Raw genomic sequence first — 25,547 nt, forward strand, 5'->3', positions numbered from 1 at the left:
ACTTAAATTACGTTGATCTTCATCCTTATGAAGATTATAACATTTATGCAGACACTTCTTTGAATTAACTATAGAGCGGAACATGGATAAATCAATCAAAGACAATCTTCTTAACTCTCTCTGCAAGTATTTTATCAAACAGTAAAGCAATGTTATTTTCCGAAAAAAAAGACTGTATTTTGCCTTCTGGTAATGTGGCTCGAAAATTAGGTGTATCGCAAGGAATAAAATCAGCCATTTTTTCGGAGAACCTTGATTCCTTCGGCACATACCAAAAACATTTATCGAAAATCACTTCAAGCTCCGCTATCTTGACGGTATATCCTCCTACTACGACTTTTTCTGAGTTTAAATTTTGAATTAAAGAAAACTGCCCTAGATCGAGTGAAACAGTATTTAAGGATCCTTCAAACAAAATCGACGCCACACCTTGGAAAACAAGGAAACTGAAATCGACAAAGCAGTTAATTCCATTTACCGGATTATTGGTTAATAAATTTATATTAACATAAGGTATAATTATAGTTTCCTTACTTAAAAACACTGATTTTGAATACGCCTCTGAGGTATTTATAAATTCTAATATTGGGTAACTTTCCATTATTTCTTCTTCTTTAAAACTATTTCGTTAAGAGATGTTGTTTGGCCGCCCAGTGGCGTTCCATCAGTTCGAAAATAGCCATTTGTTGACAATCCTGTTTTCTTGCTACCGGGGATAACTTCGAAGTTGCTTAAACCTTCAGCCTTACCTTCCCAAATACGTTTAAAAAATTTATTGCTCACCTGACCTCTGACTGTAATTGTTGAGCCTTCACCCAAAGATTCAGAAACAAAAGGCAAAAAATCAGCTTGAGGGTTGTTAACAACCATTCTGTTAACACTATTCTGTTTAAAGTATTTACTAAAATTGCCTATATCATCGGCAATACCAGTCTGTGCAGCTATATCAAAATTTATCCAACCATTCCCCAAGGCCGACCTGGCCCCTCCCATTAGATCAACGTTAATCTCAAACAATGTAGGAGATGCAGTCGGCATTTTAGGGAAAAACCGTTCGGTCAGCACCATTGAAGCAACGTTCTCCCAAGTATGGGGATCTTCAGATGTTTTTACAATGTCTTTTTTCAATTTCTCTGGCGAGGTGGATATTGACAATAGGTAATCCATTCCTGTAGAAAACATCTTTTTTGCATTATTGAATATCTTTTTAAAGCCAGCTCCTTTATTTGTTAGGTTATATATTGGATTTTCGTTGGATACCAGTTCCGATAAGTCAACAAGACCATTATAAGTATGAATTCCCACGTTGCCAACAAATTTACCAGGTATTTGACCTAGATTGTCTTCATTTCCATACTCGAATTGTTTAGCCTTAGCTTTTGAAAAATCTGCCTCCAGCCCGTCAAGATCACTAGCTTGAATCGGTGTATTACTTGCAAACTGATATGGCGTTAACTCAGGATATTTTGCTCTTATCGGATCCATGCTCAAAAACCTACCTAACCTCGGATCATAAATCCTCATCCCGTAGTCTTGTTGCGCTCCTTGGACATATGTTCCAGTGTTAGCATCTTTCTTAATGTCATTATCATTTTCCTTACCATTAAAGCCATACCGGTAAACACTTGGGCCGGATACTTGGTAAGTTCTACCTGGTTGTATCATTCCGAAAGGATAATAATCCTGTGCAGACACGATGTCCGCGGAGTAAGATTGTGACGCTGTATTTACAGGTATACGTTTGTCTGTTATCACAGACATCACGTTTCCAAGATGGTTGCCTAATTCAAAAAAGCGCAAACCAGCAAATCCGTTAGCATCATTGGCAGATGTTGCTGTCGCGCTGCCCATATTGATATCCGGCTTCCATATCCCCATGCGATCCAAACCATATAAGTCCTGTTCGCGCCAACTAACAATACCTCCAGAATTATCATAAACAGCAAGAGGATTGCCTTGGGTGTCCCTAATATAATATGTAATAACTGTTGTATTGGGTGCTACTGAGGTATTAGTCACAGATTTGCTTACACGATTACCTAAGGGGTCGTACGAGTATTTTACAGTTTGTGTACTCGTTTTATACTGTTGTAATTTTCCATTGGCCATCCATGTGATTCCACCAATAGAAGTCGTTAGATTTGATTGATCAAATATAAGGTTTCCAATTTCATCATATCTGAAATTGCCGCCAGCCTGATCGTCGATATCGGTGCCAAAAGCAGTAGGCAAAACTGTATCGTCAACATAGCTCAGCTTATTATTTATGAGCTTTCCATTAATATCTTTGCTGTAAACATATGATAAACGATCCATAGGCGTACTAGACGGACCATTGCGTTGCGCAGTAAGAATATTGCCGTTCCCGTCATAGGTCAAATCTTCCTGATAATCGGCAATCGAAGTCGCCGAGTTCCAGTTATTTACACTGATAGTCGTATGTTGTAAGGTTTTCTTTAAACGGCTTAACTGGTCGTACTGGTAAGTATAACCTACCGGGCTGCCGGGTGCAGCGCTATTAACACCAAATAAAGACATCGTACTGTTACTAATGTTGCCGTCATATAAGCTGTGACCGGCGAGATCGGAGCCACTATTGCTATATTTAATATCAAAAGCGTTGGCTACAGTTGCGCCAACCGGTTTATAATCTCCTGCAAAATAGGCGAGCGAATATGCATATGCATCCCCGGCTATTGTGGGATGGTTTCCGGTGCCTGTCTTATACCCATCCAGACCTATATCCTTGTTATCCAGAATACTTTGATTATTAACACCTTTAAGCCAACCCTGCAGGGTATATGCATAATCGAGCCCCTGTACTTTACGGTCAACATCACCAAATTCCACCCTTGCCAATGGCCCGTGTAAATAATAACTGTAAGCTGCATCAAGCCGCTTATTGTCAGCCAAAATTAAACTGCCTTGATATGGCCTGATCATGGCACTAGTACCACTCCAGGCCTCGGTAAGTCTGTTTTCCGCGTCGTATTTGTATTGATAGAAAAAGTTGTCGGGCTTGCTTCCTTGGTAACGTACAAAATTGACTTTTCCGCTAATTAGGTCATATTCATAATCCACCTGTTTAATATCCAAGCCGCTGATTAGCTGCCACAGTGAACTGACATTACCAGCGATATCGTAGTTGTAATACGTTGCATGTTGAACCGCACCAGTCTGGGTATCACGATAGGTCGCTGCAGATACCCTTTTACGCAAATTATTCTGGGTCAACGCCGAATTCGATGGAAGTCCAGTTGGCTTAACATCATAAAAAGTATTAACTATCTCCGAATTGCTACCCATAGTATTGAAATTACTGATCACGTCATCAGTTAGGTTGCCGGGGTCCCCGACGTTCACATTCTTCGCTAGCTTTTGACCAGTTTCGATTACCCTGCCTAATTTATCGAAAATCGTGTAACTAAAGTTTTTATTAACCAGCTGCTTCGCATTTTGTGAAAAATTCACGCGCCCCAACAGATCATACCAGAAGCTCGTTGTGCCACCATCAGGCGAACTCTGTTGTATAACATTGTTTAATGTGTTGTAAACATAGCTTGCTGCTAACACATGGTTAGGGTATACCCCATTACTTTTAGTTTCCTGCTGGCTGTTGGCTGCAACAGTCGTTTCGCCCCCCGCGGTAGGGATATTGAAGCGGTACCACTGGCCATCCGTATTTAAAGGCAAAAAACAGTTATTGTTCGCGTTGATCCAGATCTCGTTGAGGTTAAGCAGGCGGTTATAAAAGCGGACATGCTTCAACTGGGCAGTAGTGGTGGCAAGCTCGGCGGCGGCGGCTCCAGGCAATGCGGCTACCTTATAGCCATTCACATAAACGCTTATCTGTCCGGTCAGCAAGTTAAATGCCTGCACAACCACATGGTTCCAGGCCTGTAATGGAGGTATGGAAGTTAAGCCCGCGCTGTAATGGTTTACTTTACTAAAATTACCACCGAGTGGAGCGTAATAAATATCAGCATTCATAACGCTGGCTGTCATGCTTACCTGAAAACGATATTGCCCGTCGGTGGTTGTTTGTGAAAAACGTACGCCATCGTTCTGCGCATTATAAAACCAAAACTCTACGGCCGCGCTCTGCCCACTTCCAAGCGTACTGGCTAGCGCAGTTCGCTCGCCGGTTTCATTTGTCGTCGTAGGGCCGGTGTATCCCGTACCACAACCGGCGACGTCGTTGTTATCCCGCGCCTGTTGTACTTTGGCAATCTGGTCATCACTAAGCAGGCTTACGCCCTCGGGCGGTATGGTCCGGATCAGGTTTTCGGCCTGATCATAATAATATAAAGTGAAATGATAGTTTTGTTTCGGGGTGGTCAGGTCTACACCAGCCTGCGCGGAAGCACAGGTACTGATATAATTCGCCCTGAACAATTCTTTTTGAGTATTGATATAATCCTGATAGTCGTTCTGTGCATTGGCCGCTGCTGTGGAGATCTGGCTCTTCATCGGGCCAAGCAGATCAACCTTCACCCCTTTATACGGCGGGTTGTTGCACAAACTACCGGTTGGGGAGTTGTCATAACTTTGATAAGCGGAAAAGCTCAGGGCATAACCAAACTTTTGATTCATGAAGTTCGTTAGGATCTGCAGATAATTAGGGCTCGAAGTGGACAACCCTCCCGTAAACTGGCCATTGAGCTCAGCCTTTGCGTTGGCGTAAGCTGTCGGGGTGATGCATCCGCCAGGTTGCAAGAATATCGGCAGCATCACATCCTGCGGAAGTAGATAGTTGCAGGCCGCCGAAGCGTTTTGCAGGTTGGTGAGGTCCTCCTGCGAAAGGGTCATCGCATTACCATATTTATTTACCAGGTAATTGTAAAACGCGGTTCCGCCCGTACCACAGTTACAGCCCGTAAGGTTTTGATCGAGGAGGGCCTTGATCGCGGCACTACTGCTCCTGATAGCAGGAACGGTTAACGTAGGTTTCGTTGTATACGGTGCCGGACCATCCAGCAACCATGGGTTCAGTTTATCGGTGAATGCCGTTACTCCCGGTAACGAATTTTTGATTACCTGGCCAAAATCCTTCGGATTGGGAACGTTGCCCGGGTTAGCCGGATCCGGCTTATAGGTGCTGGCCCCGAAAGGGTGATCGAAATCACCGTTGGCGGCGCAGAAGTTGACCAAATTTTGTCGCAGGGTGTTGATCTGAGCAGTAGTAAAGCTCGATAGTCCCGGGGCCAGTGCCTTCATCCAGTTAAAGGCATGCCCTTCACAACTGGCAGCCAACTGGTCGGCAAGCAGGGAATTGGCTTGCTGGACATCCTTATTATAATCGGCATAACTATCTGTTTTGGATGCCTGGTCAAAACGGGATATTTTATGTAATAATGCTTCGGAGCATATGGTCGGTGGAACCCAATCAGGCGGGCATGCCACAGATCCATTTACACCGTCGGTTTCGGTAAAATAATACAAATTAGGGAGTTGAGCAGTACCATAGCGTTTCACAGGATCTATGCGTACAGCCTGATACACCGGACTGTTCCCATTATTGACGTCTTTATCATTCCACCAGAAATATGCCACGATATCCCTGTTCGGACAAGGTGTAACATTTGGCTTAAGAGAAATTTTCACTGTGAACGATTCATGATTCCCGTACACCGTAACCGCATAACTGAAATCATTGCTGGTATTCGGTCCATAGCCATTACCTGCCGGCCCATAGCCATCCTTCCACTCCCAGGGTTGTACCGTATCGCCGTCTACATAATTAGGTGTGCCGGGCGGCACATAAGGTGGCGGCGCAGTTCCAGTACAATTGACAGCCTTGATCTGTACCGCGTTCACCGGCACATCGTTACGCAAACAAAAAAATGCTTTGGAAGTGTTGGCGGGAAAAGTGACGCTCGTCGGCAGCCCAGTCGGATCGATCCCCTGCCCGTAATACAGATAAACATAGGTAGCTGTTTTGACATTCCCTCTACCGTAGTTGATAACAACCGGGCGCGAACCACTGCTGCAATTCGGCGCACCTGCCTCTCCCTCCGATTGAACCCGAATTGCAAAATCGCTGGCGTCAGCGCAGCTTGAAGCGGGCGATGGTGCCGTGTACTGGGTACCGACATCGCAAACCAGTTGGGAACAGGCAGTGACACTGCGTAATTTGTTATAATATGTTTTCTTTAGTTGCAGGTAATAAGAACGGTACGCGATCCAATTCCTGTCCGGCATGGTACACGATGTTGGGGAACAACTGTTCCAGCAAGCGTCGGTATTACAGCTTGCACTGCAATACAATACATAATCGATATAGCGCAGCAGGTTCTTCTCATTCCTCGAGCCACCTGTGGTGGTTGTTTGCTGCAAAACATTCGTACTGTAATGGTCCAGGTCGGCTTTCATCTGGTCGTGGTAATTCACGCCCAGTCCTCCGGCAGAAAAGAACGGGTCGATAGCCAGCAGCCAGGACGCGTCGGTAGCGCTGTACTGTAGTCCCGCAGCAGCGCCGGTTTTATCGGGAATACCCGGTATGTCCGTTGCTTTTATGGTCAGCTCGTTCAGTTTCGCGTCCCAGCTTTGATCCTGTAAGGTCTGGTTACAAAAAGTCAGTTTACAGGCCTCTGGGTGATACCCCAGAAACAGCGCCGCCCATTCGGGCTTGAAATACCGGACCAGGTCTGCCAGATTGATCGAAGCATCATTGGCAGATGTAACCTTACCGTCAATTTTGGTGAAGGTATGCAGTTGGTATACCGGGTCCTGGGTATTAGTGATCACCGGAAAAACCGTGCGCCAGCTTTTATAGATCACGTTGAGATCGGTTTCCAGCGGGGCGAAATTATTATCGAACAGCGCGTATTGGCCTCCCGGGAACAGGTCCTGCTCCATCGCTTTTTTTTCATCTTCGCAGGAAGCGTACAAACAATTCTTTTTATAATCCGCGCTATTGTATACCGCGTTAAGCTGATCCCACTTATTATCCACCCAGGTATGATAGGCGGTGGCATCCGCGGCCTTGTAATCGCTTAAGTGAATACCGGCAGCAAGCACCTGGTTGTCGAACATCTGCCTGAAACTGTCCTTTGTGCCCAAGATCTGCGATGCCGTATGGCAATCACTCAGCAAAGCGCCGAAGTCGATCTTGTTTAAATAATTATTCAGATAAAACCATTCGGTGTTCAGCAGGTCCAATTCCTGGCCTTTTTGCAGGAAGGTTACGAGGTATTTCTCCATTACACTACGGCTCATTACAAATTCGAATACGATATAGTATTCACCAATAGCGCTGAAATTTGCTGTAAAAGTATTACTGGCAATACCTGTATCAGTACAATTACCGATAAGGCCGTCGCCACCCGCATTGGGGATCTGCACGCCTATGGCAATAGGATTCGGGGGATCATTAGCAGTGGTCGGATAAAGATTAACCGTAGGGTTACACGAATTGACAATACGGATATTCAGATCAAAATAACAGTTACTGCAAATCGTCTTGGCAGCAGCACCGTAAGTATAAAGCAGTTTTTGAATATTATAATCAAATTTGGCAGTTCCTGTTACCGCGGCGAGGTACGTGGTGGTAGCGGTCAGCTTCAGGTTCGTGTAGTCGAACTTGAACTGGTCCGGTTTTAACAAGTGTACCGTCTGGTTGGTCAGCGTGCTGACAGAGGGCAGCGCGTCAAGGTTGGCGGGCGGGCTGCCGGCGAGGGCCGTGGCAATAGTTTTTCCGCTGGCATTAATATAACTGACGCTGGCCTGGCCATTAGGGTCGACCACCATATTCTTCAGGTAATGTTCGGCGTAGCCTACGTCATTGCCAAACAACTGGTCAAGCTCCCATTGCTGTGGCTTGCCATAAAAATAGCGGGTTACTTTGCCACCGGCTGTATTACCAGGTTGAAAGACCGGGCCGACCCCGCCTTGTAGTTTAATCCTTCCCGTGTTATCCGGTGTATATTGCGTGACGGCCAGAGGGTAACCTTCGGCATCCGGGATATATTTGCCGCTGTTGGACTGGAACGCGGCGTCATTATTAAAATCGTTTAGTGGCGAAAAATACCTGCTCGTACCCTGCCCCGTTGACATGGGTAAAGGATTGAAATCGCAGGACGCGCTTCCACTGCCTATTACATCGGTGTAACTATAAGCCGTACCTGCACCATTACGATTCAATGCCTGGAAATAATGCAGATAGGGCTTCAAAACGCCATTGTCTTTCACAGGCGCAGGAAGAATGGTCGCGGCGGCGCGCCCAAATGGGTCAAATACACTTTCCTGTACAACCGGCACTTTGGTAGAATTATCGATAGTGACCGTTTGCCGGCTCCGTGCTGACCCGTCAAAATAACTGATCACTTCTTTTTTCTTCCCCTCCTCTGCAAATACCGATGTGTACTGCCAGTTCATATTAGACTGATGCCAGTTATCCGTCGTTCCAAGCGCCAGGTATTTACCGGTTTTGTCCTTATAGGTCCAGTTCCCCAATTTGCGTATCCCGTCGGCCGTATACTGAACGGCCCTCACCCTGACAACGAGGTAGTCGTCGTTGTTGATCAGCGAAACATCGCAATTTTCAACCGCTGTACTTACCCGGCTCGCGTTATTTTTAAAAAGCGCAGCCACCTGGTCATCACTGACCCATGAAAGATTGTTCTTCGCGCCGCTGGCCACGTTCGCGTTCACATCGCCATCGTCCAGCGTTGTCCATTCCAGGTCATATTCCTGCGCCCCGCTCGAATGGTTCCAGCTGAGATGAAGCTGCGATGCCGTAATATCGCGCACGGGCGGGTTCACGCTGATGACTTCCAGTGGCAGGAATGTATCCGCCCGGTCTACCGTAATGGTCGCCCTTAATTCTACCATACCGGCAGAAGGCATGGGGGAGGTTGATAAGGGGAGCGGCCCTGCTTCGATGATCTCCACAGCTATTTTCCTTGCATTGAGAAAATTGTAGGAATCAATTGTTTTATAGCTCGTACCCTGAGTCTTGTCATAGCTAACCTGTAGTGTACGGGTATCAACGGTTGGTACCGTATTCGCTCCGAGATCAGCGTAGGCAGATATTTTGACTTTGACATAATACGAAAAATTGGAGGTGATCATCACGTTATCCTTGATCCGCAGCGATACAACGTCGGCCACTGAACGAAAGGAAACCCCGCTTTGTGTGATGCCGTCATCAACGCTGATCTTTTGGTATGGATTGGTGATCGTGAAGGGGCCGTTGACCGCAGCCGAGGCCGGCGGGTCCACAAATGCCATAGCGGCGGTCGTCGTCAATGACGCGATGATCATCAAAATAACATACCTGAGTTTGTAAAAGCTTCGTATCATGATCTGGTGAGCGGGCTGATAAGTTTATAATTTTTATATTTTTCCAGGAGCTCTATGCGTCCGTTACGGATAGCGATTACATCATGCCAGCCCGGGTATTTTTTGAGATCGGCTGCATTGCTCCAATTCAGGATTTCCATATCGATCACTGTACCTTTTTGCCGGTTGAGCGGCTCTGTTTTGGAGGCCAGCGTGGTATGAATATATTTTACTTTTCCGTCTGAACTATTATAGCCAATGGCGTATTCCCGGCAAACCGGATGTTTTTCATTCACCAGGCTAATTGTTGCCACCGGGCCTTTCTGGGTTTTCGAAATGGTATATTTTCCTCTTTTTGTCCAGGAATCGAGCATGGCGGCATCGGCAACAGGAGGAACATCGATTCTCTTCTGACGGGTCACAAAAACACTTTTGCGCTCATGGCTGATATAGACATAAAAACCGTCGGAATTGAATAGCTCTGTGGGCCCGTAGTGGTAATAGCAGTCCTCTCCATGTTTACAGAATTCGATTTCAGCGAAAACATTTCCTCCGGGTTTTCCAAGTTCGGTGATCCGTACGGAGCCCCTGTAGGTACAGTTATTGCCTATCTCGACAGATGTGGCAAGCTGATCAAGCTTTGCCTGCAGGGAGCTGTCCGGTTGCTGGGCGTAATGGTAAGGCGTGGCTACATTTCGCGCCCCGGGTTTCCCCTTCGGTGAACTTTCTGCGGCATGGGTTAACAGGCATGCAGTCAGCAGCAGAAACAATAGACCGTAACTTCTTATCATCATTTTATCTGTCAATACTTCGTTCATACTATATGCCGACTTTCTTTTGCGAGCGCCTCGCTTCCTTCAAGGTCATGATCCCGCGTTCCGTCTCCTTTTTAACCCTTAAGAGCAGGCCCTCGCTGTCATATTCATAAAAAGTAGCAAAGCCATTTTCATCCATTTCCGCCATCAGTCTCATAGTCGTTTCATCGTAAGCATAGGTTTTCAGCTGGGCATCGAAAGGATGTATCCTGATATCATCTACGGTCACAGTATTGCCCGTCACAGGCTTGATGCTGATATCAATAGGGGTACTATTCGGCTGGGAATTCGTAAGATCGATAGTTCCCTCCAGCATTTTCCAGCCCTCGACCACAGCCTTGCACGCAAGCGGGCAATCAACGGTGGTCCCGTTCATTTTAATGGTCAGGTTCAGTTTCACCGTCCGGTCCTCAGGTGCCGCGTCTTTTACCCATGCGCTGAAAACGTATTTACGGCCAGGACCGGTGATCGGCTCAAACCCGTTGGGGTATAATCCAAAGCTCGTGGACTTCATGAACTGGTGAATAGCGTCGGTAGCCAGGTAGGGACCGCGGGAGCCGTCGTTCGGATCGTATACGATCGTAGACATCGTCAGACCCTCGGCCGGAAGCAGTACGCTGTAATTGCCACTGTGCGCAAAGGTTTTACCGGCCAGTTTTTTGATGGTCCGCCCAGTAGCAGCCTCTGAAAAATCATTGATCCTAGGTGGGTCCAGGAAGTTTCCTTTACCTGGCGTAAAGTTGGCATCTTCAAAACTGTTCGCGTAGACTTCCCTGTTCCTGGCGTTCGCGGCAACCGCAGCTGGCAGCTGGCCATTAAAATCAAACTTCGCAGCGCTGAAACGTCCCAAAGCGTCCTCGCTTTCAGTTGGTTGCCCGTAATTATCATATTGTGTGACCGTAGCTGCATTGACCCACCTTGAATCATGGGTCGTCTTAGCCCAGGTCAGGGTTTCCAAGGGATTGAGAGAAGGGTTCCAAAACGGATAAAAAGCTTTGATAGCACCTGCATCTTTAACATTCACAACTTTATTATTACCATCAATAACGTTATTATACAGACGGTTTTGCTGGAATGCCATCGTCTCGAACGGCCTCCAATTTCCTGCAAAACCATAGACGTACGGGTTAATTGCAGTAACAGGAAGCGAACAAGGCGAGTATCCGGTAAGCTTGGCGTCGCTGTAAACGATGCTTGAGATGGCCGGGTTGGTACCATTTTGCAGATACATAGGCACCTCTTCCTTCCTGACCAGGCTGCTGGAACTCCAGATCATACGGATGCCTGTGCCCTGAGCACCGGCTGCCCTAAGTTCGTCAGCCGTATTCTGGTAGATCTCGATTCCTCCACCATCGTTAGAATCTGACGGAGGCATGTAATCTTTGAAAGTCATCTGGATATGAATAGTATGCGGCCCCTTGGTTGTGAATTTAACCGGGATTATATTCCAGCCCCAACGGTAGGTTGCATTATGTGAACTCTTGCTTGTCCAATCCTGCGAACAATCGAAGGCGAAAGACATGCTAATGCTGGAATCGAAGCCAACGAAATAGGTTTTATTCGGATCTTCGACATTGAAGGTGCCATATACACCCATCACATTGCTGTTTGAGCGGTTGATCAAGGTATGAAAATCATTATCTATAATACTGCTATTCGGCAGACGCCCATCAAACCAGATCGGTAAGCGCTCGCCATAATTACGCTGATCCGCATCTGAAAATGAATAATTGCTTCCAAAATCCCGGTTCATCAGGTAGCTACCGGTATTGTTGAATTGCCCTGCCGGGAGCGAATGACTTTGAATGGAGCCGCCGCCGGTTACCGTAAAATCATATGGCGTTTCATTTTTGATAGCGTGAATATCCGGTATCTCTGTCGACCAATTCTGGTCATAGGTATTGGCCGAAGCGTTGATGACCTTGTAGGCGGTCATGTCGGCATCGGCAAGCGCCAGCTTAGGTGTCCCGGGACCGGCGATAATGGGATTGTTCAGCATCACCATGCTGGTCAGCGAGGCGGCGAGCATGTTCCTGGCACCCGCGCGTACCACTTTAATATGGCCGGGCTGAAAGTTTTTCATCATTTCCCCATAGCGGTTGACCACGAATTTCCGATCAACATTCCCGATAATGCCTCCCGGCCCTGGGCCTGCGGTAATAATGACCTTTTCCTTGAGGATCCAATAAACGTCGTTGGTACTCCCGTCCATATCAATGAACTGGTCACCTTCCATTAGTACATCCTTCAGTGCGTCATTTAACTCTCCGCCACTGCCGGTACTGAGATTATCCAGCATGATATTGGAATGTTCATAAGCAGGCCCCATACCAGGATACCCCCAATATGCCGGGATATTTACAGAAAAGACATCCCTTTTAAACTCATTCTGCGTACGCGTGATCATAGGTTCTCCTGTCTTGCCGTCATAAGCGACATTCGTCGTTTCGATGGATGAACCGTTGTTCCTCTTAATTACGCTTTTGACAATACCATAATACTGTATCAGTTTTACCGCGCAGGCCGAACGGAAAAGCTTGTACTCCGTATTACCCGCCTCCGGGAAGTGCGGGATAGGAACCGGGAAGATCCCGATCTGAATCACATCTGTTCCGACATTGATCGACTTGCCTTCGTTTATCGTTTCCTGCTCCCGGAAATCGGTGAAGAATTCGATGTCCCTTCCCATGATCTGATCCTTACTTACGGATCCGTCCTGATTGACAACATCGACGAGATTCTTCAGCTTTAGCGGTCCTTCCTCCGGAGAGGTCGCATTATAGTTGTATATTTCTGATGAAACTTCCGTCCCGCCCTGGTTAAAAACAGTCACCGCTTTTGGCTTTCCATGCATATCATTGAGTTCGATGGAATAACCTTGTGAAAGTGCCAGATAGTCTTCGCTTTGCGATTCGACCATACTGAACTTTAAAGACGCGGGCTTTCGGTATTTTTGGATATCCAGGACTTTTACCTTTACCGGGAAATCTTTTGCCGTATAAAACTCATTAACGGTATAGCCCGTCAACGGCACGGCTGGAGCATTGGGGCTCTCGTCAATATCGCTGACCGTAACCTTACTGTACACCACTGAAGGCGCCGGAAAAAAAGATTCGCCGAAAGGCTGCTCTAGCGTGAAGAAATTGTCGATCCCGCCCCTGATCTGCTGAACATAATTCACCGGCTGCTTCAGCGGGTTCTCATCCGAACCGACTGCCGGTTCGTAACTGGCCACGCCGCTGCTGATCACCTGTTTGTCATCGAGTGTCGTGTAATCATAGGTTTGTCCGTAATTCCTGGAGGCGGAGCCGCCCATCTGGCTCCAGTTGTCATTAAGCAATATTTTCTTTACCCGTGCCCCTCCCCCATATTTGCGGCCATCGGGTTTAACGATACGTACAAAACTTTTAGTAAGTTCGACCTTTCTGGCATACCTGTTACCGTCGTCTTTTGCCTTGCTGTAAAAATTACCGGTAAGCTCGCTAAGGTTTGCAAACGCATCAATAATGGCCGAAACTGCGCTTCCCACACTTTCTGTAAGGCCTTCGTCCCCGATACGTTTATCAAAGCCCCGGTAGGCATAGCGCGGGTATTCCTCCTTCATCTTTTGCCAGGCGGCCAGCACGATCGGGTTTACGCCAGGTGAAACCTCCGTTCTGTCCTTCAGAAAAATCAGGGCGAAGTTACTATCATAGGAGACATGGTCAATTTCACCGTATGTCGATATGAAATCAGCATCCTGCCCCCTGCTCGGACTGTTAGTGGTACTGATATTGGTATAAAATTTTGAATAGATATAATTGGACCCATTCAGGTACTTCGTCTTAAAGTCTGCAGTAGCATCCGTCCGGTTTGTCGTGGCGGGTATCGGTATTCGGAAACCTTTGGCTTTATCCAGTTCGTTATCGCCCAAAATGGCACCGGCCCCATTGATCAGGTTGTCCACCTTGACCATGATCATTGCCTTTTTATCCTGAACATACGCGTAATCATCAGATTCATAGCTGACATTGATTTGCCCGCCGGTAGGAAGGGTTATTTGCTTGAGATGCCAGAGCGAAGCGGCCTGGGCTGCGCTCTCTTTAATTTTTTGCTTGTAATCGTCACTTACCAGATAATCCTGCCTGGTATATGGGAATTCGTCGCTTTTCAGGTTTACCACATTAGGGTCATCGTAATTTTTATAGACACCCCAGCGGTCAGTACTCATCACATCGTAACCGGTGTTCCCACCATTTACAGTTACGGAAGTTGTTTCCGGTCCTTTATATTCCGTATTATAGTTGAATGCATAAGGGAAAAAATGTCCTTTAGTAGTTCCCGCATATTCAAAATGGACAGCCTTCAGGGTGAGTTTTCCACGGGATACACCACCGCCGGCAACTGAATTTGGAGTATTCGGGCACAGGGAATAATCATAATCCATCTTGACAACCTTGATCGGCTTGGTCATATCTGCTTTAGAATAAAGGCGGATTTCACTGAGCTTCTTTTGCCTGACGGTAGCATCCTGTACACCCGCAAAGTCTTTCACCCCCAGGGCATCATCCCTATCCGAGGTCAGGAAATAAGCGATCTGTGTTTTTGATTCTACGGAGCTGATATACCAAAGCTCCTTTTCACCGTATACAACGCTCGCTTTGTCGTCGTCAGGATCGGCCAGCAGGCATTTATGCACCGTCGCGTTTTCATAAGGCGTACGCCAATGGAAATCTTTATTAAGCTTTGAATAATTAAACTTAATGGCAGTGCCCTGGTCATCATCCGAAATTCCGTTACCTGTTTTATCCAAGTAATCCGGAGACAGAACCGCAGAAAGCAGAAATGATGTCGCGTAAGACGGGATATTATCGCAATGATAATAGTCATCGATACCGCTTTTCGTCCCCAGGTCCGCCAGGGTTCTGCCAACAGGCATGGCTACCTGGTTCCGGTTGATCAGATCGTAAGCAGCCGGCGTTCTTTCCCTGGATACTACTGCGAAGGTGAAATCCTGCTGTTTAAGCTGGTAAACAGGCACACCGTAGACCATCCTTTTACCATCTCCTTCAGTTACGGTGATCTCCGATAAATGATCATTCTTACGGTAAGTATCAATACGATTGGCCTTTACGGGAACCGGCTGGTGCTTTGGAGGCGGCTGAAAACTTCCGTAGACATTGAAGGGATACTGGAGCAATGAGGTTTCCAAGCCCCACCGGGAAGCTTCTTTTGCAGTAAGGTAAGATATGGTTGTCTGTTGTGGTTCGTGGCTGTGTTTCGCTATTTTAGAAAGCGTGGCAGGGTCGTTGGCAAAACGGTTCTCCGCCTTGATCTGGTTCAATTGCACAGCTACGGTATTGGTCCGTTTAACCAGGGCAGCAGTTGCGTCATCCTCCTGGCTCTTCTCGCCGGTGACCTTAAAATAAGCATGTTGATCTTTCCCGCTCTTATAATTGACATCCTGAAAATCACCGCTCGCCGCGTAATCATTGTCACGCGTCCATTTCCGGCTGGTCGTACCGCCACTTTGTTTGAACAGGGTCGTTCCACCATGAAAAGTGTGACCGAAGCCTAGATCCACTCCTCCCGTCTGATTCGAGTTCTGATCCGAAGCCTCATTGTCGAAAAATATACCCGATCCCCCACGGTAAAGCTTGAACTGACCGCTTCCGGTCTGGCTCGTATAGGAAAACAAATCAGCAGTACTCACAGGTAACGCGAGGTTGGGTAACTCCGGGATGACCGGGTTTTCATTTTCCCTGATAAAGTCCATGACCCCGTTTCTGACATTCTTCCCCCGTTCGGCATACAGGAGGCCGAAAGCCTTATTGGTGTTCGACCGGGTAATGATGCGGCTCACGGATTTATAACCCGTAGCTCCGGCAGCAAGGAAATTCCCGAACTCCGCAGGTCCGATATCAAGGCTGTAGGATTCGAAACTGTTGCTGTACGGAATATTTATCTTAGGCAATACAGGCGGTGTGTTGTAGGTGATCGCGGTACCGCCAAACTGTAAATAACCGGGTATCACTGAATTTCCGAAACTCGCACCCAGCGTCATATTTTTGAGGCCGGAGCGGGTGTTGTAACCGAAACTTCCGCTAAACCCCGCGTTCGTCGTTATTTTACGGTCTACATCTTCGCGAATCCTGAAGTTGAGGTATGGAGAAACGTCAAAATCCACACCTTTAGACGTGCTGGATAAGATGCCTGCACCGAGGCCTGCGGTGAGTTGTCCTTCAGAATCGAAACTGTAATGAACACCGGCATTAGCACCGACTTCGGCACCAATACCCGTATAATTGTCGCTGAACACACCGACATTGAAAGCCAGTTCTCCCTTGACAGGGATGTGTTCCCCTGCAAATTCATCCTTTATCCTGGCGCGTCCTCCGACGGTAATTTTCGGTTTGGTATAATGATCGGTCACAATATCGTCGCCCGCAAGGTCGTCCGGAATACCCCGTAACTGCCTGTTGATGCTCCCCACGTTCAGGTTCCATCCCAGGCCTACCCAGCTGGCTTCATCATCAATACCTGTGCCGGACTGATAGTTCAAGTTGATCGGATAACCGCCCACGTCGAGTAAAGGAATGTTGTACTTAAAATCGCCGGTTTGCAGATCAACCATACCGGTCGTTCCGGCAGGTTGAAAAGTTGCGGTCTCTGGTTGCGCCGGACCTGAGGTGAGCGCCATACATGCGGCAGGCCAAAAACAATCAAAACTCCAGATTGTCAATAAAACGATTGCAATTCTGCGGGTCTTTTTTCTCTGATAGTTCATATCCTTAATCCTTTATTTTACCTCCGGATCGAACCGGTATGTTTTCCTGTTAATATATTTGTCCTCATAAATCATGGTATTCTGCGAAACCGAGACGCTGTCATTAAAAACCGCAACATATTCGAATGAAGTTTCCGAACCGCTGGCTATAAATTGTACGGCAACCGGATATATCTTCTGTTTTCCATTCAGCATGTAAAAACAACTGTCCATGTTTTTCAGGGGATCGATTCCGGATGTTTTCGTTACGATACCGGCCCCCCTGTTTTCAGGGATAAGCCTGATCCGGTAAGCTTCTCCGTGATGGTCAGCAAACCTTCCCAACTGTACACGCAAACCATTTTTCTGAATCTCCCGGTAAGTATTGCGCCCACTATTACATGCGGTAAAAACAGCCGCAACCGCTATCAACTCAATCAGTATCCGCAACCTCATCATAACTAAACCGAAGGTTCTTTAACCCGCCACCGGGCATTCTTATTTCCATAATATAAAACTGTCCTTTTTTAAAGGCTGAATTACCGGTAAGATCAATAATGACCTGGTTACGCCCATTCTGTATTTTAACAGCCGGTAACCCGCGGATTTTTTTGTCCTGGTCTTCTAAAGCGTAAACGCGGTATATCAACTTCTGCTCTTGGTAAGAATTGACCAGAGCGAATTTCACATAGCCCCTGGCTACATAATAATTACCACCCGCGAGGTCTTCTATGTCCCTGTAAATGTGGTCGTCCCTGACCGTTTTGGCCGTGTCCGCACAATCGACTTTAAACTGCCAGATTTCAGAGCGGTTAAGGATGGTCTGGTCCATGTAAGCAGTTACCTGCCAGGCATATTTCTTTTTGTTTTGGAGTTCCTTAGCTATGGGCGGATATGTCAGAACCGGTGATATCAGGTTCGCCTGGTCGATCAGCGGTAGATTATAATTCAACGCTTCTGTTGCGCTTTGCCCCTTTTTGATCTCGGTCAGCGTAAGCCGGTACCTGGCCCCGGGGATCGCCGGTACCAGCGGCTGCCAGGTAAGCACCGGCCGTTTGTCGCAGATCACGTCCTCATCATACGGATCAATCAGGTTAAGCTCTGAAAAAGGAGCCAGCGTATAGGAAAAACATTGTTCTAAAGGAGCGTTATCACTATGTTCGAAACTGATTTCGTAACAATATTCATAATCACCTTCCTGAAAAATACGGCTTCGGCTGGTCAGCTGTCCTAGGCGGTTATCTGAAAACTGTATCATTGCTCCGCGAGCGGCCGCAAGCGGAATAGGGTTACTCCCGGTAGGTAGCGAAAATCCAGGAGTGACGATTTTACATACGGTACCCGACTGGCGTTCAGTAACCGTGATGGTAAGCGTAACCCTTGCCGGCTGAACCTGGTTAATGATCCGGCAGTTAAGCAGGCCATTGAGGTTCCTCCCGTTGGTTTCAGGAACAAACTGTACATTGATCTGCGCGAAGGCAGGAGCACAACAGCCGAGTAGCAGGAAAAACATTATTTTTTTGATCATTGTTATATTTTGAAATGATATCTTAAACTAAGTTCCGCCCGGCACAGGGGATACAGATCCGGATAAAGCGACCTGATCATATTCTTTCGCAGGTCTACATAGGAATCAAGGTCGAAATGGCTGCCCGCAAATACCTGAAAGCCTTGCCTGATACCGCTTTGGCGCACAATTCCCGTGTTCTCCAGGTAAGTGATCCCCGAGGACATACCGATTTTCCCGAAAAGCGTATACTGGTAAGTGACATCGGAATTGAACAGGTCCCCGATCAGGTGATAGGACGCCAGCTCCTTGTTGTAAAAAGCGGATGCTGTCAGCGTGTTCTTATGGAGCAAAAGTGTTTGCGTATAATTCAGCATCAACAGGTTGCCTGCTCCCTGCATAGCATTCATATTCGAGAAATCCTGTTTACCTATAGTGAAATGACTGACACTAAAATATTTACCGATCTTAAAAGATGCGTTGCCATCGATCTGTATTTTTTGGAAACCGTATACCGGAGAAATTACATTATCAATTTTCTTATCCGTACCGTTGGTAATGTATTTAAAACTGAGCTGGAATTTACGGCTGACCTGGTATCTCGAGTCCAGCTGGAACTGACGTGTCTCCCAACGATCGCCTGAGGTATAGCTGATCGGCATATTACTGAGGTCTGTCCGAAAAATAAAGGTAAGCTTCTTATCATAGAATGATTTTTTCAAGCTTCCGCCGAACTTCATACGCGCGCCACCGAAGCCATTGTTCGCCGGGTTTTGGTAGCCCATTCCCGCATAATTGAAATAAAAGTTATCCGAAGCATCCAGCTCCTTTACTGTAAGCTGGTGCCTGAAACCGAAAGAAAGCGCTGAGAAAAGATTGTTGGATAAATTACTGCTTAAACCAGACTTTTTATCAAGCACGGCCTCGTTACTGTGGTGCAGCTGATTATCATACAACGTCGTTGTTTTTGAAACGTCCAGGCCTACGTTTCCGAGATTACCCAGTTTCAGGCCCTTCGAAATGGTCAGGGCCACATTGTTTGATGATATGGACGGCGTCGCATAAAGACTATTATGAAAATCTTTATTGAAGGAGCTCACCAGAGAGATCTTCAAGTTACCCGCCCCGGGTTTCATCAAATCAGCTCCGATATAGGTTATGCTTCTCGCCTGATTATAAATCGAGTTCTGAAAACCGGCATCCTTGAATGAGCTGACATCGTTCACCGTTCCATAACCAAAGGTAAGCGGGGTTCTCCCCGCCCTGTAAGTAAGGTGGGTACCGCTGGTGAACAACTCACGGCTTTGAACACTCCCGGGAACCTTATTTCCATAGGATCCAAGTTTAAAATCATCCACTCTTGAAAACAGCGACTGAATGCCGTTGGATGGCTTATTTTCCATAAAACTGCCACCCAGTTCGGACGTATTGAAATTGCGGTCCTGCATCAACTGTTCAACCTTCAGCATTTGCCTGACGTCAACGCCATGATTTTCCAGTTCGTCCCTGATCGATATGATCGTTGAGGCGAGGCTATCGGCCTGTTTCGGGGTTATTTCGGGAAGGACTTTTTTCGGGTCAAAAGTACTACCCGGGCTGTAGGCAAGGGTCGATTCATTTAATGCCATTGACCGCGCGGCGACAACAGGGCGACTGGCTTGCTTATTGATAATATCCGCAAGATCGATCTTGTCCGTTTGTCTCGATGATAACAAGATCTCGCGGGCGGTGTGGTTGATCACACTTTTACCGATGGAATCACGGACTGTAAGTGATCGTCTGACAATCCCGTTGATATCTATGCTATCCACAGGAAGCAGCGCTTTAATATAGGACAGATCAGGATAAGCGCTAACATTTTCGGCTTCCGTATAGGAATTTATTTTGGCTGCGAGCTGCGCCTCATTCATGTTCTTAATTTGTCCGATATTAAGGGGGTCGGCAAAATAGTCAGTGATCTGCTTGTTCTCTGAGATGTTTTTAAGTGACGCTGTTTTCCATCTTGAACGATCGTTTAAAGTATTGCTCAGCATCTCTTTCCCCGAATCATCAGCTGCCTGACCGCTGATATCGGCAAGCTTGCCACGGATGCTGTCGCGTCTTCTGGAAACGTCATCCAGTAATTGCCGTCTGATCTTTTCCTTGTCCATAAGGAGCAACCTGCTCACCACAACCGGATCATCAAGATAGCGGGCTAAAGACACCTTCGCAGGAAGATTCTCATAGACGTTTCGGTTTACTATTTTTTCGGTCAGCGTTTTCCGGGTATACCCGGTCAGGTCAAGGCCTCCGAAAACATCCCTGCGCAGCTCTTTATATTTGAGCAGGTCGCTTCTCAACAAGTTCTTTAACTGCCCCTGATTAAAATCAAATTTAAACAGGCTATTCTGTCCATACCGCGACCCCATGGAAGATGCCTGATCAGTGGAATAATTGATATTCAATGGCAATCCCCAGGCATTCAACTGACCTGTGACGCTAAAAACATTCGCGTATTTCCTGTTCCCTGTTATTGCGGCAAGAAAGGGATTATTGTAAGCGGGGATGACCGGATGGTACCTGGAGGAGTTCTCAAAAGTTAGGTCACCTGTTATGGGCTTGATTTTTAATGAAGATAACCCTTTTTCGATGACGCTCACGCGTTGAAACCGGCTATTAGCAGCGCCTTTCAGGCTATTGCCCGCAGATTCAACTGAACCGGATGCCTCCTTGACCTTAGCGGCGATGCCCCGGCCGGCATCTGAAAATTTAAGTTTGGCAGCCGAGTCGACCCGGCCGCGTATTTTTAACGCCAGTACCGAAGAATCTGGTTTTAGGGTTTTCTCATTCACCACAGCGACTTGTTGCGCCATGGTCAAAAGTGGGAAAAGGCCAAAAAAGATTGAGAACACGACTCCGCGTGGCGAAAAGCGGGATACAGTTTGTTTTATGATGCACCGCATGGCGGTCAATACTGAGATCATATTCGTGATAAGGTTAAATTTCAATATGCCCTATCAACGAAAAATGATATGATTGTCGGTTTAGGGCAACATTATTCCGGATTTTCGACGATCATCATATTCTACGGTCGCAGCAACAGCGGAATATATCGTTTTCGTTCCGATAACATGTATTACGCAAATGTAATACTTATTGTTACAAAAAAGTTAAAAAAATAACTCCATATTCGAATATTTTTTAACTTATGAGGATTTGAATAATATTACACTGGTTTTCATATATTTGCAATACGTTAAGACCTGTAACCTTGCCTTAAAAAATGACGGAGCACTTTCTCTACGAAACACCTGGTAACCCTGCGCTTAACTTTAATCCTTTTTGCCCGAGAATCGAATAGTTTAAGATTACGTTAGCCCTTTTAATGAAAGTATCCTGTTTCGCCTCAGCTTTTTTATGTGTGACGCTTTGCCTTATAATAAGGCAGCGTGTGCATGCGCAGATAACCTCGAGTTCCGGCCGGGAATTTTGGGTAGCATTCCCTACCCATGTTCCGGATTTCGACGGCCAATTCAATACACTACCGGCCCAGTTAAGCCTTTTTATTACCGGAGAAGAAGACTCGAAAGGCCATGTTGCCGCTGGTGGATTTTCCACCGACTTTAGCGTGACGGCGCACCAGGTGACAGAAATCAAAGTCCCGAGGGGCAGTGTGTACATCAATGAAGAGGAAGCAGGTCAGGTTCTTCACAACCGTGCCGTACGGGTAACTGTCGAAGCGGGGTTACCTGGTGTGACCGTTTATGGGCATATCTTTGCCGGGCAGCGTTCAGCGGCGACACTGGTACTGCCGGTGGATGCACTCGGTGGCACTTACTACAGTATGAACTACCCGCAGCATGATACAGAGGGCAAAAATTATATCACTGTTGTCGCCACTGCACCAAATACGATGGTATATTTTAAAAGGGGAAACACAACCCTCGCGACCGCCGACCTGAAAGAGATTAATGATGTATATGAATACCTTTCAGACGAAGACCTCAGCGGCGTAACCGTATCCACAGACCAGGGCGACGGTGGTTGCCAGCGCTTTGCCGCCTTCAGCGGCAGCACCGGGGTTTACATCTCACCTCAGGGATGCACACCTCGCTCGCTTGATCCCCTTTACCAGCAATGCCTTCCGCCAGAAAGCTGGGGCAGAGAATATGGCTATGTTCCCTTCAGCACTTCAAGCCCGGACTTTACAGGCCCCGTACGCACCGCCGGGCAGTTGCTACGCATTATGGCAGGATCCTACTACACGGAAGTCAGCATTGACGGTCAAAAGGTTGCCTCGCTTAACCCGGGAGAGTACTATACCACACCACAACCGCTTACCAAGCCGGCGCATATCAGTTCGAATTACCCGGTGATGGTCGCGCAGTTCGCCCTGTCTCAATCCTGCAGCAATAGCAACGGCAGCAATAAGGGATATAGCGACCCGGATATGGTGCTGCTCAATCCGGTTTCCTTAAGTATTAAAGACATCGCGATCTATTCCTCCGCCAGGGAAAAGATCAGCGAACAATACGTCAATATATTGCTTCCAACTTCTGCAACAGGCAGCTTCAGGATCAACGGACAATCCCCTGCGGAACAATTCCAACCAATGTCCACGATGCCGGGATTTTCCTATCTGCAGCTATTATTGCCAAAGAATGCCGGCGGGACTTTCCGGCTGACCGCCGCAGCGGGCTTTAACGCAATCGCCTACGGATTCGGGAACGTCGAATCTTACGCTTACTCCGCCGGCACAAACCTGGGCGCACGCTACCAGCTACAGGCCTACCGCATATCTACCGGGGAAAAAATAGATACAGCCTGCGCAGATGATAATGATTACGAGTTTTGGCTCACTTTGCCATACGACTCCCCTGATATTTTATTTGAAACTGACGGATACACCCTGAGGTATCAGGGACACCCACCAATTTTAGGTGAGCGGGATGGGGTCACCACCTATTCTTATATTATGTGGAAACTCTTACCCTTTAACAACCCGGGCGAACACAAAATAACGGTAACCGCGGATTACCCCAATGGCCATCATAACTGCGGACTTGACAAGGATATTATAAATGGAACCTTCCAGGTGCTTGACGGACCGGCAGTTGCTTTCCGGTCGGAAAAAGATGACTGTGGTTTAAACGTCGGGTTCACCGATAAGACCCCGGGCTTAACGGCCGGAGCAAAATGGGAATGGGATTTCGGTGATCCGCAAAGTAAGGAAAAAAATCGTTCTTCTCTGCAAAACCCATTTCATCAATATCCTTCGCCCGGAAAGTTTGAAGTAACGCTTTCGGTGGTGAATGCTTTTGGCTGCCAGGCAATCAAAAAACAGATCGTAGAGATCGGACCGTCCGTGGAACCGGTATTCGCCTGGGCCTCTCCAGCCTGCGAAGGGAAACAGGTCACATTTTCAGACAAAACGCCCGCAGATATCGCATTCGTCATTAAAAACCGGACCTGGGATTTTGGTGATGGCACGACCCTTGTGTCCGATCAACCTGAGATAAAGCATTTGTACAACCGTGCAGGCAATTACACGGCCAAAATGACCCTGACCGGGCAATCAGGCTGCGTCAGCTCTCCGGTATCAGCAAATATTGCCGTTCAAAGTCGTCCCACCGTAAGTTTCGAATTACCGGACGCCTGCGCAAGTGAAGTTCCCGTTACCTTTCACGCCTCGCCGGCAGCCACTAACGGGGATAACGATGTTATATCCTATGCCTGGAATTTCTCAGACCCCTTCGCTGATCCGGCTAATCCAAATTCAGCGTTCTCGCCGGACGCATCACATATTTTTACGCGGGCCGGTAAATATCAAATATCTTTGACCGTGTCCCGGGCATCCGGCTGTGATACCACGATCAGCAGAGAACTTAGCGTCAGCAGCGGAGATCCCAATGCGCTGTTGGAGGCCAATGGTAGCGATAAGATCTGTAGCGGTACCCCATTGGTTGTCCGTAATTTGTCGGGCGTGTCAGGCCCCGGAAAAATAAGTCGGCTGGTAATCTTTTTTGATCAGGATACATCTCCTGGCGATTCCGTGGTCATTTCCAGCCCTGAATATGGTCAGCTTATTGAGCACAGCTATCCGGCCAACAAAACAGGGGAAACCTTACAGTATAATATCCGATATCTGGCCTACTCCGGAAAATCATGTTTTTCGTTAAATAGCCTTGAAATAAGCATACTCCCGGAACCCGAATTATATTTTGATGCGGTTAGTCCGCTGTGTTCAACTGCTTCCGCGGTCAGGATAACCGATGCTGGTGAAAGACATCATATGCCGGCAGTGTCTGTTTTTTTTACAGGTAAAGGAGTCAGCACCGATGGCCTGTTCGACCCGTTTTTAGCAGGGGAAGGCAGCCATACGATCACCTATCACTTTGTCGGTGAGAACGGATGTACCCAAACTATTGACCGGGATATCCTGGTCGAAAAACCGCCACGTGTGTCCGCTGCAGATATTACGGTTTTAGAAGGTCAATCGGCAACACTCGTACCACAATACTCAGGCACCAACCTGAGCTATGAGTGGAGCCCGGCTGCTTACCTGAATAAACCTGACATTGCATATCCTAAAATATATCCGGCAGCAAGCACGGAATACCGGATCCGGGTTTGCAACGGAACCTGCAGCGCGGAAACAACAATCCATGTTAAAGTGCTTTATCGCCCAAAGCCGGCAAACACTTTTACACCGAATGGCGACGGTTACAATGACCTTTGGCAGATCAGCAATATAGAAGATTACCCGAATGCACAAATCTCTATTTTTAACCGATACGGGATGCTGCTTTACGAATCGAAAGGAATCTATCGTCCCTGGGATGGCAGGTTCAATGGGACTGTCGTTCCCGCAGGCACCTATTATTACGTGATAAAAACAGATCACAGGATTAAGGACATCAGCGGATATCTTGTGTTGATCAAATAAGTTGGTAAACAGCCAATCTTTACCATATCACACCTGCAACGATAGGATAGCTACGGCCTTCAAGCTGCGTTAGCCGGTCCGCCCGCCTATCCCACCTTCAGCTTGTTAAAGTAAATTGCCAAGGTGAAGGGAGGGAATTATAGCTAATCCGAAATATTACTTCGTGAAGCTTATAAAAAAATATCACCTCAAGCAACTTTTACATATATTATTCGTAATAATTAATAAATAACACAACGAAGGAAAACAAGTTTTTTTGAGACGAAAATACCA

At 47.1% G+C, this 25,547-nt stretch carries 8 protein-coding genes; 1 reads left to right on the forward strand and 7 read right to left on the reverse strand.

Annotated features, from left to right (window positions below; translation table 11 throughout):
- Nucleotides 1-91: 91 nt before the first annotated feature.
- From AAFN85_RS13785 to AAFN85_RS13815, 7 genes are read right to left on the reverse strand one after another with little or no spacing between them, the layout of a single operon-like run.
- Entirely contained in the window at nt 92-601 is a 510-nt protein-coding gene (locus AAFN85_RS13785) for a hypothetical protein (protein WP_347527977.1), read from the reverse strand.
- Entirely contained in the window at nt 601-9,303 is an 8,703-nt protein-coding gene (locus AAFN85_RS13790) for an RHS repeat-associated core domain-containing protein (RefSeq protein ID WP_347527978.1), read from the reverse strand. Before AAFN85_RS13790 ends, AAFN85_RS13785 begins: the two co-directional genes overlap by 1 nt.
- Nucleotides 9,300-10,100: a hypothetical protein gene (locus AAFN85_RS13795; protein ID WP_347527979.1), complete on the reverse strand. Its 801-nt coding sequence runs from the start codon at nt 10,098-10,100 to the stop codon at nt 9,300-9,302. Before AAFN85_RS13795 ends, AAFN85_RS13790 begins: the two co-directional genes overlap by 4 nt.
- A gap of 1 nt (nt 10,101) precedes the next feature.
- A complete protein-coding gene (locus tag AAFN85_RS13800; protein ID WP_347527980.1) occupies nt 10,102-16,863 on the reverse strand; it encodes a hypothetical protein in 6,762 nt (2,253 codons plus the stop codon).
- Nucleotides 16,864-16,875: 12 nt separating this feature from the next.
- Complete coding sequence (locus AAFN85_RS13805; protein WP_347527982.1) at nt 16,876-17,301, reverse strand: hypothetical protein; 426 nt, start codon at nt 17,299-17,301, stop codon at nt 16,876-16,878.
- Entirely contained in the window at nt 17,276-18,370 is a 1,095-nt protein-coding gene (locus AAFN85_RS13810; RefSeq protein WP_347527983.1) for a DUF928 domain-containing protein, read from the reverse strand. The genes AAFN85_RS13805 and AAFN85_RS13810 overlap by 26 nt, the downstream gene beginning before the upstream one ends.
- A gap of 2 nt (nt 18,371-18,372) precedes the next feature.
- Nucleotides 18,373-21,312, reverse strand: coding sequence for a hypothetical protein (locus AAFN85_RS13815; protein WP_347527984.1), 2,940 nt, complete (start codon nt 21,310-21,312; stop codon nt 18,373-18,375).
- A gap of 401 nt (nt 21,313-21,713) precedes the next feature.
- Between AAFN85_RS13815 and AAFN85_RS13820 the strand changes: the two genes are divergently transcribed.
- Entirely contained in the window at nt 21,714-25,274 is a 3,561-nt protein-coding gene (locus tag AAFN85_RS13820; protein ID WP_347527986.1) for a PKD domain-containing protein, read from the forward strand.
- The last annotated feature ends 273 nt before the right edge of the window (nt 25,275-25,547 follow it).

This window comes from Mucilaginibacter sp. CAU 1740, from assembly GCF_039839285.1.
Classification (GTDB): Bacteria; Bacteroidota; Bacteroidia; order Sphingobacteriales; family Sphingobacteriaceae; genus Mucilaginibacter.